The following is a 13,934-nucleotide window of genomic DNA, read 5'->3' as shown; positions in this document are numbered from 1 at the left end:
GCGCATCTCCCCCCGGATCAAACCTGCGGCTGATCTTCCCCTCATTTCTCGCTCAGCCGAAACTCCTTGCGGTACAGCGAAGGCGAGGTTTTGAACTGCCGTTGAAAGTGGCGGCGCATCGACAGCGCGGTGGCAAAGCCGGCGGCCTGCGCGATACGCTCGACGGGCTGATCGGTTTTCTCCAAAAAGCGCTGCGCCACCGCCAGCCGTTGGTTGAGCAACCACTGCATGAAGGTGGTGCCGGTGGTTTGCTGAAAGCGGCGCGTGAAGCTGCGGCGGCTCATGCAGGCTCTTGCCGCCAGCGCGTCCAGCGTCAGCGGCTGCTGCAGATTTTCCGTCGCCCAGTTCAACGTTTGCATAAAGCGATCGCCACCGGCGGTGTTATACACCGGCTGTTCGATAAACTGCGCCTGGCCGCCCTGCCGGTGCGGCGGCACCACCAGTTGCCTGGCCACTGCGTTGGCGGCCTCTGCGCCACAGCGCTGCCGCACCAGATGCAGGCAGCAATCGATGCTGGCGGCGGTACCCGCCGAGGTGACGATATCGCCGTCGTCGACATACAGCACGTTGTTATCCACCGATACCTGCGGGTAGCGCTGCATAAAGTCCGCCATCCAGCGCCAATGCGTGGTCGCCGGGCGGCCGTTGAGCAAGCCGGCGGCCGCCAGCACGAAGGCGCCCATGCACAGGCCGACAATCTGCGCGCCGCGTGCATGGGCGGCGAGCAGGGCGCTCGTCAGCGCCGGCGGCGGCGGGATCTCGGGGGTGCTCCAGCTGGGTACGATCACCATGTCGGCCTGCGCCAACCCCGCCAGTCCGTGATCCGCGGTAATCGAAAATCCGGCGTTGGTGCGCAGCGGCCCCGGTTCGGTAGCGCAGATCATCAGCCGATAGGCCGATTCCCCGCTGTTGTTCACGGCTTTTTCAAACACGGCGCAGGGCACCGAAAGGTGAAACGGGATGATGTCGTTGAACACCACGATACCCACGTTAAGCGGCGGCATGCTGGTTCCTTGTGCTGGTTAACCCTCGGCGAGGCATTTGGCCCGATGATACCGTTTTTGGTGATTGTGATGCCTGTTGCCGCTGCGCCGCAAGCGGCAAAATTTATCCTGACCCGGCGGCGGATCGCCCGCCGTTTTTCTGGCCTTACAAGGATAACCGAAAATGAAAAAACTGATTGCCTGCGGTGCACTGACGCTGTCGATGGCGGCTTCCAGCCTTGGCTTCGCCGCCGCGCAAACGGCGCCCACCATCCGCACCCTGAGCGGCGCTCAGGCCACCGAAAGCCTGCCGGCCAACGCCACGGCGCTGCTGGTGATAGATTTCCAGAATGAATACTTTATCGGCAAGATGCCGATCCCCGACGGGCTTAAGGCGTTAAAAAACACCCAGCGGCTGGTGGCGTTCGCCCATCGGCATAATATGCCGGTATTCTTCGTGCGTCATCTTGGCCCGGCAAACGGCCCGCTGTTCGCCGAGGGCAGCACGTTCGCCGAGTTCCATCCGGAGCTGCAGCCTGCCGCCGGGGATAAGGTAATTACCAAAGCGACGCCAAGCTCGTTTGTCGGCACCGATCTGGATCGGCAGTTAAAGCAGGCGGGCATCAGGCAACTGATCGTCAGCGGATTGATGACCCACATGTGCGTCTCTTCAACGGCGCGCGACGCGGTGCCGCTGGGTTATCAGGTGATCATTCCGGCAGACGCCACCGCCACCCGCAGTCTGGCGACCTGGGACAACCAGGTGGTGAACCATGCGGTTCTGCAGCGCGCCGCGCTGGCCGGCGTCGCCGACGTGTTCGCTGAAATAAAAACCACCGGGCAGGTGTTGGCGCTGCCGGTCAACTAAGCGGCATATTCCCATGCCGGCCTGTCTGGGCCGGCAATGCGGGCTGTTCCCCCGACGCGAATCGCGGTAAAATGCAGCGGTCAAACCTATCGCAACGCACCAGGCCGATCAGACACCTTTATGAAGAAGCTCAAACCGCGCCGTCCGCACGGGCGGTGGATCTATTACATTCTGCACGAAGACATGCTGTGGCCCTGCCCGGTCAAATGGGAGTGGGAAAGCGGCTATCAGGCCTGGCTGCCGTTCTACTACTCGCCAACCCTGGAGTTCGTCGCCGGCAATCCCGCCAGGGCCACCAAGGTCAGCGGCGCCCGGCGCTAAGCGGCCAACCGCCCCGGCCGGGCTTTTCCGTTCGCCAGCATCCCATCGCTCCGATTTTTCCTGTTGCGCGCATTTCTCGTCTCGGCGCCGCCGGGTTATGACCCCCGTGCGGCAATTTGCGCATGAATCGGGTAAAAAATTCTTTGCAGGGTAAGGGTTTGTCGATCATTATTTGAAATGTGGTTTCACTTTTCTGTTACGAGCGCCTCTTGAATTTATATACCGCACTGCGTCAGCGCGTGGAAAATACGCCCTGGTACGCCAAACGCAAAAGCTACCGTGTGCTGTTCTGGCGCGAAATCACGCCGCTGGCGGTGCCGATCTTTATGGAGAATGCCTGCGTGCTGCTGATGGGGGTGTTGAGCACCTTCCTGGTCAGCTGGATCGGTAAAGAAGCGATGGCCGGCGTGGGGCTGGCGGACAGCTTCAATATGGTGATTATCGCCTTCTTCGCCGCGGTGGATCTGGGTACCACGGTGGTGGTGGCCTTCAGCCTCGGCAAGCGGGATCGCAAACGGGCGCGGGCGGCGGCGCGGCAGTCGCTGGTGCTGATGACTATCGTCGCGCTGCTGCTGGCAGCGGGCATTCATCTGGCGGGCGAGCAGATTATCGACGTGATAGCCGGCGCGGCCACGCCGCAGGTTAAAGCGCTGGCGCTGTCCTACCTGCAAACCACGGTGTGGAGCTACCCGGCGGCGGCGATTGCGCTGATCGGCAGCGGCGCGCTGCGCGGGGCTGGCAATACCAAGATCCCGTTGCTGATCAACGGCGGCATGAATATCCTCAATATCATCATCAGCAGCATACTGATTTACGGCATGCTGGGTTGGCACGGGCTGGGCTTTGTCGGCGCCGGGTTGGGGTTGACCATTTCTCGCTATATCGGCGCCATCGCCATTATCTACGTATTGATGATCGGCTTTAACCCGGCGCTGCACATCACGCTTAAAAGCTATTTCTCACCGCTGAAGCTCGGCATCCTGTGGGAAGTGCTGGGGATCGGCATTCCCGCCAGCGTCGAATCGGTGCTGTTCAACGGCGGCAAGCTGCTGACCCAGATGTTTGTCGCCGGCATGGGCACCAGCGTGATCGCCGGCAATTTTATCGCCTTCTCCATCGCTTCGCTGATCAACCTGCCGGGCAACGCGCTCGGCTCCGCCTCGACCATTATCGTCGGCCGCCGGTTGGGCAAGGGGCAGATAGGCCAGGCCGAGCGGCAGCTGCGGCATATCTTCTGGCTATCGACCCTCGGGCTGACGGCCATCGCCTGGGGCACCGCGCCGTTGGCCGGGGTGTTCGCCGCGTTTTATACCCAACAGAATGACGTCAAAGAAGTGGTAAAGGTGCTGATTTGGCTCAACGCCGCTTTTATGCCGATCTGGGCCGCTTCCTGGGTGCTGCCCGCCGGGCTGAAAGGCGCGCGTGACGCCCGCTTCGCCATGTGGGTGACGATGCTTGGCATGTGGGGCTGCCGCGTGGTGGCCGGCTATACGCTGGGCATTATATTGGGCATGGGCGTGGTGGGCGTTTGGCTGGGCATGTTCATGGACTGGGCGGTGCGCGGCGCGCTGTTCTACTGGCGCATGGTCAGCGGCCGCTGGCTGTGGAAATATCCGCGGGTTAAGCAGCCGGGTGCCGGTTAACGATAGGTTAACAGGAAAGCCGGCGCAAATAAGACAGCTGCCGGCGATGAGAGTTAGCGTATCAGGGGTGTTTAATGGAAGGGTACCAGCGCAATGAGTTATTGATCGGCCCCTGCGTGACCAGGATTTTGCCTTTTCCGGCCAGGTTCAGCAGCAGATTGCGCGCCTGATAAATAGTAATATCGTTGGACTCGGCCAATTGACGCGTGGTGGGCCACTCTACGGGGGGCGGGGGCTGCGTCGCGTTGGTTGATGGGCAGAGCCTGTGCAGTGTTTTTAATAAATTGTGTTGTAAATTTTGTAGTTCTTGCTGTTTTGACAAACGCTTTACCATGTCGGTCTCCCTTAAACTTCAGGTGAGTTTTGGTATAACGGTAAAAGAATTTCACAGAGTGGTGCCCGTTTTCGAAAGCCAATTTCCGCAGCCTGATATAGCTGAATCAAGCTATGGCGTTCAAATTTAAGGATGTGCCACTCGGTTGTTAGATTTCCAGCCTGCTGCATGTAATGGCTGCGCTTCATCGTCTTTCTCCATCGTGTACTGCCCGGCACCGGTTTTCACCGGCTCGGGGTGGATCGTCTCCCTTCATCTTCACGAATTATTATAACGCAAACAAACGTATTACGATCATTAATCTCGTACGATAAGCATTGTTTGGTGTAATGTTCTGGTGTTGTTTTTTTTACGATCTGTTGTCTCGCAAAAATATAGTTACCCTGTGTTTTTTGGGCTTATATCTTGAATTTATTGATTCTGATTAAAATGACTTTTCAACGTGCGGGCCTTTTTGTAAGAATATTTGGGCCGAAGAAAATGAATGGAATGAATTTTATTTAAATCCCCAAATGCCCAAGTGAGAATTTATCTTGCCCGTATTTTTGGTCGTTAAGACTCTTGTCGTGATTTATGGCGATAGTACGAAACGTTCCAAGGGAAATATTCTATTTAATTCGGCAGGTGTTTAGCTTTGCAAATGAATCATTCATTTTGGAATGAATAATTGTCGAAGGTTCGGGGATTACCCTGTGCTTTTTACATAAAATTAAAGGAATAAGTGAAATATGAAACTGAACAAAATCATGCTGGCAGCGGTTCTGGCGTTTGGCGCTTCTTCTTTGGCGCACGCCGCCGATCAGGGTCATGGCAAAGTTACCTTTACCGGCTCAATTATTGACGCGCCTTGCTCGATTGCCCCCGAGTCTGTTGATCAAACCGTGGACCTGGGGCAGGTTTCAAGCATCGCTCTGAAAGATGGCGGCAAATCGGTGCCACGTCAGTTCGATATTAAATTAGAGCAGTGTGATACCACCACTCTGAAAACCGTAACCACCACTTTTGACGGTAAGTCATCCCCGGCTAACCCGGAATTGCTGGGGATTATCGGCACCGCCAGTGGTGCTAGCATCGCGCTTACCGACATGGCAAGCAACCCGATCAAATTGGGTACCGCAACGCCACCTCAGACGCTGAACGACGGTAATAATACCCTGCGTTTTGCTGCCTACCTGCAGGGTGATGGTGCCTCAGCCGCAGTGGTTCCAGGTGATTTCACCGCAGTAGCCGATTTCAAACTGGCTTATCAATAAGCGTTAGCGCTTGCTGTAACCTGTTATGCATGCGGGATTTCCCGCATGCATTTTTCCAAGATGAAAAGGTATTTTCAGGTGTATCCAATGAATCGGCTTATTCACTGTTTAATATCTCCTTGCATATTAACTCTCCTGTTTACTGCTCCGCTGACGCAGGCAGCCAAGAGCCAGGGGTGGGGACGCGTTAATATGCAAGGAGCCATTATCGACGCCGCTTGTGCTATCGACGCTGGCAGTCGTGATCAAACGATTGATATGGATGTGCTGCCGGTGGGAAATATTGCCCGCGATGGGCAGGGCAACACGCGAGCGTTCACCATTGAATTAGTCAACTGTACGCTCGAACACCCTAAGCCTGACGTAACCGATTGGAAACAGTTCCAGGTGGCCTTTGACGGGGATGCGGACGGTGAGTTATTTGGCGTTCGCGGGGAGGCAAAAGGCATAGCGTTACAAATTACCGATAGTCTGGGAAATATCGCTACGCCAGGTGAACCTCTGCCACTCCGCACTATTTCCCCCGGCAGTATGTCGCTTAATTATTCTATCAAGCTGGTGGCAAATAATCAGCCGCTGCATGCAGGAGGCTATTTTTCAGCGGTGCGTTTTAAGCTGGATTATTACTGATTGTCATTTCAATTGACAGGCTGCATTACCAGAGTTATTCGATATAAGGTTAGGGATATGATGTTTTCACCTGCTGGGAAGCTGTATCGTTTTCAGGTGCTGGGGTTATGTATCACGCTGGCGCTGGGAAGCTCATCAATGTGGGTATATGCCGAGGAGGGTATTCAGTTTAATACCGACGTCCTGGATGTAAATGACCGTAAGAATATCGATTTGAGCCAATTCTCCCGCAGCGGCTACATTATGCCGGGAAGCTACGGCATGGTGGTGCATATCAATAAAAATGAGCTGCCCGAACAAACGATTTCTTTCTATCCCCCAGAGACGGATCAGAGCGGAAGTCGTGTCTGCATATCGAAAGCGTTGGTCGAGCAACTGGGGCTGAAGCCAGATACGATGTCGTCTCTCACTTGGTGGCACCGAGGGGAGTGTCTGAATGAAGTCAGCTTGCCAGGCATGGCCTCGCGCGGCGATCTGGCGACGGGGGCGCTCTATCTGAGCGTGCCGCAGGCCTACCTGGAATACAGCTCGGAAGACTGGGATCCGCCATCGCGCTGGGATGAAGGCATTCCGGGGTTGTTGTTCGACTATTCCGTCAACGCCCAAAGCCGACACCAGCAAAAGAACGGCACTCGCGGATATAACGTCAGCGGTAACGGCACCGCCGGCGCCAACGTCGGCGCCTGGCGTCTACGTGCCGATTGGCAGGGTCAACTCAACCACCAGACCGGATCGGGACAACCCACAGATCAAACCCTGGACTGGAGCCGCTATTACGCCTATCGCGCTATTCCCGCACTGCGTTCTCGCCTGACGCTGGGTGAAAACTATCTGGATTCGGGGATTTTCGACAGTTTCCGCTTCTCGGGCGCCAGCCTGGTGTCGGACGACAATATGCTGCCACCTAATCTGCGCGGCTATGCCCCCGAAGTGGTCGGCGTCGCCAAAACCAACGCCAAGGTGACTGTCAGCCAGCAGGGGCGAGTCATTTACGAAACCCAGGTGGCGGCAGGGCCATTCCGCATTCAGGACATTAACGACGCGATCTCCGGTGAGTTGAATGTCAGGGTGGAAGAACAGGATGGCAGCGTCCAGGAGTTCAAGATGAATACCGCCAGCATTCCTTATCTGACGCGCCCTGGGTCGCTGCGTTTCAAATTGGCGGCGGGTAAACCGTCGGACTGGAAACACCATTCCCGCGGGCCGGTATTCGGTACCGGCGAGTTTTCCTGGGGCGTCAGCAACGGCTGGTCGCTGTACGGTGGCGCACTGCTCGGTGGCGATTATAACGCCCTGTCGCTGGGGGTGGGGCGGGATTTGATGATGTTCGGCGCGCTGTCGTTCGACGCCACCCAATCACGAGCCGAGTTATCCGATCGGGATGCAACCTTGAGCGGCGGATCGTACCGGGTGAGCTATTCGAAAACCTTCGATGAGCTGGACAGCCAGGTGACCTTCGCCGGCTACCGCTTCTCCGAGGAAGATTTCATGAGCATGAGCGAATATCTCGATGCACGCTACTACGGCAACCGGGTTGGCAACAACAAGGAAATGTACACCATCACCTTTAACAAGCAGTTCCGCGACTGGGGGCTGAGCACCTACCTCAACTACAGCCACCAGACCTACTGGGATCGTCCGGCCAATGACCGCTACAACCTGACGATGTCGCGTTATTTCGATATCGGCGATTTTAAAAATCTGAATCTGTCGCTATCGGCCTACCGTTCCAAGTACAACGAGACCAGCGACGACGGCATGTATCTGTCGCTGTCGATGCCGTGGGGCAACGGCGCCACGCTCAGTTACAACAGCACGGTTAACCGCAACGACAACACGCATCGGGTCGGGTACTACGAGCGGATCGACGAGCACAACAACTACCAGGTAAGCGCAGGCAGCGCCCGCAGCGGTGCCAATCTGAGCGGTTATTACAACCACGATGGCGATGCGGCGCGTCTGAGCGCCAACGCCAGTTACCAGCAAGGCCGTTATAGCGCGATGGGCATGTCGGCGCAGGGGGGAGCGACGCTGACGCCGGAAGGTGGCGCCCTGCACCGGGTCGGCATGATGGGCGGCACCCGTTTGCTGCTGGATACCAACGGCGTGGCCGAGGTGCCGGTGCGTGGCTATGGCAGCACCGTCGGCACCAACCGCTTTGGCAAGGCGGTGGTGGCGGACGTCAACAGCTACTACCGCAATAAGGCCAGCATCGATCTGAACAAGTTGGGGGACAACGCCGAGGCCAGCAAATCGGTGGTGCAGGCCACCCTGACCGAAGGCGCGATCGGCTACCGCAAATTCGACGTGATCGCCGGTGGGAAAGCGATGGCGGTAATCAAACTGGCGGATGGCGGCTCACCGCCGTTTGGCGCCACGGTGCTGAACGTTCGCAAACAGGAAACCGGCCTCGTTAACGACGGCGGCAGCGTCTATCTCAGCGGCATCAACGCCGACGAGGCCATGACGGTTCACTGGAATGGCGCTGCGCAATGTCAGGTGCGGCTGCCATCTCCGCTGCCGGCCGACATGCTGATGAACACCTTGTTGTTGCCTTGTCAGTCGCTTGCGGCCGGAAAAAGCGACCCTGAATAAATCTATCACCCTGAATTTTGGAGTAATCAACACGATGCAAAACATTTCCTTGAAGCCAACGGTGATGGCCGTAGCTTTGCTGAGCGCAGCGATATCACAGCAAACGTTGGCGGCGATAGCCCTGGATCGCACCCGGGTGATTTTCGACGGCGGTCAGAATGCGGTTAGCCTTAACCTCAGCAACCAGAACAAGCAGTTGCCGTATCTGGCACAGGGCTGGCTGGAAGATGAGCAGGGCAACAAAATCCAGGATCCGCTGGTGGTGCTGCCTCCGGTGCAGCGCATCGAGCCGGGTAAGCCGAGCCAGATAAAAATCCAGGCGTTGCCGGCGGCCAAACGGCTGCCGCAGGACCGGGAGACGCTGTACTACTTCAACCTGCGTGAAATACCGCCGAAGAGCAACAAGCCGAACACGCTGCAGATCGCACTGCAGACCCGCATCAAGCTGTTTTACCGCCCGGCGGCGATCGTGCCGAGCCGGACGGATATGGCTACGCCCTGGCAGGAGCAACTGACATTGACGCGCCAGGGGGACAAGTATCAGGTCAATAATCCGACACCTTATTACATCACGCTGATCGCCGTTGCCAGTAAAAAGGACGGGGAAGGCGTGAAAGGGTTTGAGCCCTTTATGATCGCGCCCAAGGCCAGCGCCAGGCTGGCTGTCAGTGCGGCAAGCTTGGGTGGCAGCCCGGTGCTGACCTACATCAACGATTATGGCGGCCGGCCGCAGTTGCTATTTAGCTGCAATGGCGGCAGCTGCAAGGTGGTGCCAGATAAGAAAAAGGCGTCATAGCCCTCTGTTCCAGACCGAAACTGATGGGAGTCACTCAGGTGCAATGGATGAAACGAAAACAGAACAAGGATCGCTTGCCGTACCGCAGTGAATGGCGTTACTACGCCGCCATGGGCGGCTTGGCGCTGATGATACCGCTGACTCTGGGAGTGATGGCGATGTTGTTGCCTGCGGCCGGCGCGACGGATACCTGGCAGGTAGAGGGGGCCAACGGCCTGTTGCAGGTACGGGGTGCGCTGACTGAAAGCGCCTGTCGGTTGGATATGGCCAGCGCACGCCAGGATATTCGGTTGGGGGACACGGGGACGGGGCGCCTGCTGCAAACCGGCGATCGCGGGCGGCCGGTGGCGTTTGAGCTGCGTTTGCGCGACTGCCTGCACGTCTCGTCCAGCCGGCGAGACGAGCGTACCGGTGCGTTGACCTGGGCGCCTGACCAGCCGGCGGTGACGGTGAGCTTCAGCGCACCGGCGGATAATGACGCCCCCCACCTGGTGAAGGCGCAGGGGGTCTCTGGGCTCGGGCTGCGCCTGCTGGATCAGCGCGGACGCGATGTACGTTTAGGCAGCCGCGGCGAACCGCTGATGTTGACGCCGGGGCAAGGTGCGTTGAGTTACACCGTTGTGCCTGAGCGAACATCGGCGCCTCTGATGGCCGGTGCCTATCGGGCGATAGTGGATTTTCGGCTGAGTTATGACTGAGGCGGTGACATGGAGAATTCGATGAAACGAAGCCTGGCGCCGCTCTGGCTTGGAGGGCTGCTGGCGTTAAGCGCCTTGCCGACGCAGGCGACCACGGCCACGGTGAACGTGCGAGTCACGGTGTTGTCCCCTCCCTGCGTTATTAACGGCGGCCGCACGATTGAAGTGGATTTCGGCGATAGCCTGATAATCACCAGAGTTGACGGCAACAATTATACCAAAGCGGTGGATTACACCCTGACATGCACCGGCAATAGCAGTAATGCCATGAAGCTTCAGGTGATGGGCAATCCCACGGCGTTTGAGCCAAGCGCACTTCAGACCAGCGTGGCGGATCTCGGCATAGCGTTGAAGGCCAATGGCGGGGCGCTGGCGGTGAATGAGTGGCTTGATTTCACCTACCCGAATGCGCCGCAGCTGCAGGCAGTACCGGTTAAACGCGCCGGCGCCACGCTGGCCGGCGGTGAGTTTACCGCTGCGGCGACCTTAAGGGTGGATTATCAATGAAAACAAACCGCAGATTGAGGCGTGCGGGGGCTTTGGCCATGGCGCTGTTTGGCGCTTGCGCGCAGGCGGACAACATGAGCTTTCGCGGCACGCTGCTGGATGCGCCGCCCTGCAGCATTAATGGCGGCAAACCGGTCGAGATCGATTTTGGCGCCGTCGGGGTCAATAAGGTTGATGGCGATAACTACCGGCAAAATTTTACCCTGGAATATGAATGCGAAGGTACCAATTCCGATATGCAGCTGCGTTATCTGGGGGCCGTCACGGACTTCGACAGCGCGGCGGTGCAGACCAACATTGCGGACTTCGGCATCCAATTGCAACACCAACGAAATGGTGCCGTCACGTCGTTCAAGGTGGGGGAAACGCTGCCTATCCCGTCCTATCAGGGGTCGTCGAACTTTATCGCGACGCCGGTCAAAAAAGCCGGAGCGGCCTTGAAGGAAGGCGCCTTTACCGCAACGGCGACTCTGCAGCTTGAATATCCGTAGGAGAGTGGCATGAACATGACAAAAGCATTCCATGGGCTATTGATCTGTTTCGGGTTAGCGCTCCCCATTGGCGTCGTGCTGGCCGATCCCTCCCCGGAGGTTAGCCTGCTGTATCAAGGAAGCCTGGTGGCGGAACCCTGCACGCTGCTGCCGGAGGACGAAAATCTGCGGTTGGATTTCGGAACCCTGGTGGACAAGTACCTGTATCTGAACGGCCGAACTCATGGCGCACTGCTGCAACTGCATTTGGTTGATTGCGATGTCAGCCTCGGAACAACGCTGAAGGTGACATTCAGTGGCGCGGAGAACGCCTTCCTGCCCGGATTATTGGCGCTGTCTGCCGGCAGCGAAGCCAGCGGCATCGCCATAGGTATGGAGACGCCCCAGGGGTTGCCTTTGCCTCTCAATCAGGCCGGCGCCAAATACCCGCTGCAGGATGGCAGCACGGTGATTAGCATTCTGGCCTACGTGCAGGGAGAGCCGGAGGCGATAGCTCAGAAAACCATCGGCCGCGGCCCTTTCAGCGCCGTCGCGACCTTTAATTTGGAATATGAATGACGGTGCCCTCCCTGGCATCCACCAAGACAGAAAAGGATAGGACGTAATGCAGCGTATTTACCTTAGAGGGATATTGTTACTGCTTGGCCTGACGCCGGGATTTTGCTCGGCGCAAGTTTACTCGTACATCAGCGAAAGCAGCGGATCGTCCAGCGACGCCGGTTATAAATTCGTGATCGAGAGCTGGGATACGGACGACCCATCGCCTAATCCTTGTTATGGCCAAAGCAGTTGCGCGGTCGGGATCAACCATCGGCACACCGGTGCTGATACCGGCGGCACTGCGCCAGTGAACCCTTCGGCGAGTATCGTTGGCTCGGCGGCGCATCCGCAGATCGTTACGCTGAAAACGATAGGCGAACTTAGCCGTTACTACCAAAGTATCTATCCGTTGCCGATACAGGGGGATACTAGACACCTCGGGGAATCTATTACACAGGAGTGCGTCGGGCTGTTTTACAGCACCGGCTCTTCCTCATCGGTATCCGGGGAACATGCGCGGCTGATGCCTGGCAGCGTATGCGGCATTGCGCCGCCGCCGGTCGGCGTGTGCAGTATCGATGAAGAGCAGCTCGATCTGAACCACGGCGTACTGCAGGAAAATGAATTGGCCGGCAATACGGCACGCGGCAGCCTGCATGTGCACTGCTCACAGAAGATGGATATCGTCATGTATATTCGCACCGCCAACCATGGCCGTTTGGAGCTTGGAGAGGAGGCCGGGGTATACACCACGTTGCGCGTTAACGATGTGCCGGGCAACGAGGGGTACCCTTTCTCTGCGGATGAGTTTGGTGTGACCATTCCGGTGACATCCACCCTCGGCGTGACCGGCACGGTCAAGGCCGGCGATTACTCAGGGCAATCGGTGGCTATTCTGGCGCTGCCTTGATTTTATGATCAACGCACGGCGCTCGGTGAGCGTCGGCGTTTTCCCGCCGCTCCGTGATGCATCAACCATCGGATTAATCAGCTGCGCTTTGCTATCCCGCCAATGCGGGCGGGTGGCGTTCGCCTGAAGGCGGCAAGGACGAACGAAAAGTTTTAGGGAGCATGGAGATGGAAAAAAGAATTTCCCTGGCATTCATCGATCGCGATCGATTTTTTATTGAGGGACTTAAGCGACTGCTGTTGCCTTATTTGGAGCGCCGACAAATTCATGTCCAGGTGGTAGATGCAACCTTGGTGAATGATGCGGATATGGTGTTTCAGTCGGTAGAACGCGACTGGCAGGCGCGTTTTTGCCAGCGCCGCGAGCAAGGTGGCGGCCAGATTAATTTTTCCCTGCGGGCGCCGGATGATACTCGTTGGCGCGACAAGCCGCACTGCCTCAGTGAATCCGGCGTGATTTTCCGTAATGAGCCTATCGTCAACATTCTGATGCGGGTTGAGCGCGCGTTGGCGTTGCAGGCAGCCACAGGCGTCATGCATCGCTGTTACTGGTGTGAACGGCAACGAATTACCCGGCGCGAGCAGGATGTTATGCGTTACCTGGCCAGGGAAATACCGCCGACGGCCATCGCCCGCTATTTGCGGCTGAGCGTGAAAACCGTGAGCCATCACAAACAGGCGGTGATGAGAAAGCTGGGGTTTAAGCGCAATGCCGATTTATATCACTGGCTGCGATTGGGCGGTTTGAAAACTATAGCGAAATAATCTTCGTGAATATTATCTGTAAAGTTACCCAACATTAATTAAAATAAAATGGAGAATGTTTCCCAATAAAATTATCTTGTGAGCCACAGAGTTAAATGGATTTTCAGGAGTGGCTTATGTATCAGGTTTTATCAGAAAAAGGATTCGATTTTATCAAAGAGAGCCGGCGATGCTGCCTGTCTTCATATGTTAATCAGGACGGCGAGCGGGCCATTGGCTATGGTTACAGGAAAAATATTTTTCCGGGTAAAGTCATTACAGAGCTGACGGCGTTGAGTTTACTTCAGGCTGATATTATGGAGTGCGAAAAACGCTTAAATGAAATAGTAATGATACCGTTGGCGCAGCATCGCTTCGATGCGATTTTGTCATTGTTTTATGACGTTGGTCCAGGATCTCCTGGCAAGAAGAGCGGGGTCGAGATACTGAAGTCGGGGAGCGTTTCTCCTATGCTAACCTTGATTAATGATGCGAAGTTTGACGCTGCCTCAGAGTACTTCTCGTACTGGGGAGTAACCGGCGGATGCGTTAATTTTCATCTGCGTGAGGCCGAGAAAAACCTTTTCTTGCATGGTGATTATTAATGGCCGCCGGCCAATTA

General features: G+C 56.8%; 16 protein-coding genes. 14 read left to right on the top strand and 2 right to left on the bottom strand.

The features are described 5' to 3' along the window. Positions 1-41 precede the first annotated feature (41 nt). The gene (locus tag KHA73_RS15395) at positions 42-1,004 is read right to left on the bottom strand and encodes a GlxA family transcriptional regulator (protein WP_234585242.1); all 963 of its coding nucleotides are present in this window, start codon (positions 1,002-1,004) and stop codon (positions 42-44) included. Positions 1,005-1,167: 163 nt separating this feature from the next. Here KHA73_RS15395 and KHA73_RS15390 point away from each other — a divergent pair, with 163 nt between their 5' ends. The 3 genes from KHA73_RS15390 to KHA73_RS15380 all read left to right on the top strand — a co-directional run bounded on the left by KHA73_RS15390 (position 1,168) and on the right by KHA73_RS15380 (position 3,815). Beyond that, positions 1,168-1,851 (top strand): cysteine hydrolase family protein, encoded by a 684-nt coding sequence (locus KHA73_RS15390; RefSeq protein WP_234585241.1) that lies wholly within the window; start codon positions 1,168-1,170, stop codon positions 1,849-1,851. A gap of 120 nt (positions 1,852-1,971) precedes the next feature. Further along, positions 1,972-2,172: a hypothetical protein gene (locus tag KHA73_RS15385; protein WP_234585240.1), complete on the top strand. Its 201-nt coding sequence runs from the start codon at positions 1,972-1,974 to the stop codon at positions 2,170-2,172. 209 nt (positions 2,173-2,381) lie between these two features. Beyond that, the gene (locus KHA73_RS15380) at positions 2,382-3,815 is read left to right on the top strand and encodes an EmmdR/YeeO family multidrug/toxin efflux MATE transporter (protein WP_234585239.1); all 1,434 of its coding nucleotides are present in this window, start codon (positions 2,382-2,384) and stop codon (positions 3,813-3,815) included. 61 nt (positions 3,816-3,876) lie between these two features. Here KHA73_RS15380 and KHA73_RS15375 read toward each other — a convergent pair whose 3' ends face one another. Continuing rightward, positions 3,877-4,149, bottom strand: coding sequence for a FaeA/PapI family transcriptional regulator (locus tag KHA73_RS15375; RefSeq protein ID WP_234585238.1), 273 nt, complete (start codon positions 4,147-4,149; stop codon positions 3,877-3,879). A gap of 728 nt (positions 4,150-4,877) precedes the next feature. Here KHA73_RS15375 and KHA73_RS15370 point away from each other — a divergent pair. The 11 genes from KHA73_RS15370 (at position 4,878) to KHA73_RS15320 (ending at position 13,917) form a co-directional block, all read left to right on the top strand. Beyond that, entirely contained in the window at positions 4,878-5,402 is a 525-nt protein-coding gene (locus tag KHA73_RS15370) for a fimbrial protein (RefSeq protein ID WP_234585237.1), read from the top strand. An 87-nt stretch (positions 5,403-5,489) separates the two neighbouring features. Beyond that, entirely contained in the window at positions 5,490-6,032 is a 543-nt protein-coding gene (locus KHA73_RS15365) for a fimbrial protein (protein WP_234591289.1), read from the top strand. A 57-nt stretch (positions 6,033-6,089) separates the two neighbouring features. Beyond that, positions 6,090-8,627 (top strand): outer membrane usher protein, encoded by a 2,538-nt coding sequence (locus KHA73_RS15360; RefSeq protein WP_234585236.1) that lies wholly within the window; start codon positions 6,090-6,092, stop codon positions 8,625-8,627. 34 nt (positions 8,628-8,661) lie between these two features. Beyond that, positions 8,662-9,423, top strand: coding sequence for a fimbria/pilus periplasmic chaperone (locus tag KHA73_RS15355; RefSeq protein ID WP_234585235.1), 762 nt, complete (start codon positions 8,662-8,664; stop codon positions 9,421-9,423). A 47-nt stretch (positions 9,424-9,470) separates the two neighbouring features. Then, a complete protein-coding gene (locus tag KHA73_RS15350) occupies positions 9,471-10,121 on the top strand; it encodes a fimbrial protein (RefSeq protein WP_234585234.1) in 651 nt (216 codons plus the stop codon). 21 nt (positions 10,122-10,142) lie between these two features. Further along, positions 10,143-10,628 carry a fimbrial protein gene (locus tag KHA73_RS15345; protein WP_234585232.1) on the top strand — a complete coding sequence of 162 codons (486 nt, stop codon included), beginning with the start codon at positions 10,143-10,145 and terminating at the stop codon, positions 10,626-10,628. A gap of 38 nt (positions 10,629-10,666) precedes the next feature. After that, positions 10,667-11,119 carry a fimbrial protein gene (locus KHA73_RS15340; RefSeq protein ID WP_234585231.1) on the top strand — a complete coding sequence of 151 codons (453 nt, stop codon included), beginning with the start codon at positions 10,667-10,669 and terminating at the stop codon, positions 11,117-11,119. 9 nt (positions 11,120-11,128) lie between these two features. Then, positions 11,129-11,677 carry a fimbrial protein gene (locus KHA73_RS15335; RefSeq protein ID WP_234585230.1) on the top strand — a complete coding sequence of 183 codons (549 nt, stop codon included), beginning with the start codon at positions 11,129-11,131 and terminating at the stop codon, positions 11,675-11,677. Positions 11,678-11,723: 46 nt separating this feature from the next. Beyond that, the gene (locus tag KHA73_RS15330; RefSeq protein ID WP_234585229.1) at positions 11,724-12,569 is read left to right on the top strand and encodes an MrpH family fimbial adhesin; all 846 of its coding nucleotides are present in this window, start codon (positions 11,724-11,726) and stop codon (positions 12,567-12,569) included. Positions 12,570-12,736: 167 nt separating this feature from the next. Beyond that, positions 12,737-13,333: a helix-turn-helix transcriptional regulator gene (locus KHA73_RS15325; RefSeq protein WP_234585228.1), complete on the top strand. Its 597-nt coding sequence runs from the start codon at positions 12,737-12,739 to the stop codon at positions 13,331-13,333. Positions 13,334-13,449: 116 nt separating this feature from the next. Continuing rightward, the gene (locus KHA73_RS15320) at positions 13,450-13,917 is read left to right on the top strand and encodes a lysozyme (RefSeq protein ID WP_234585227.1); all 468 of its coding nucleotides are present in this window, start codon (positions 13,450-13,452) and stop codon (positions 13,915-13,917) included. The last annotated feature ends 17 nt before the right edge of the window (positions 13,918-13,934 follow it).

It is taken from the genome of Serratia entomophila (assembly GCF_021462285.1).
GTDB classification, from domain to species: Bacteria; Pseudomonadota; Gammaproteobacteria; order Enterobacterales; family Enterobacteriaceae; genus Serratia; species Serratia entomophila.
This window is presented reverse-complemented; position numbering and strand designations above follow the sequence as displayed.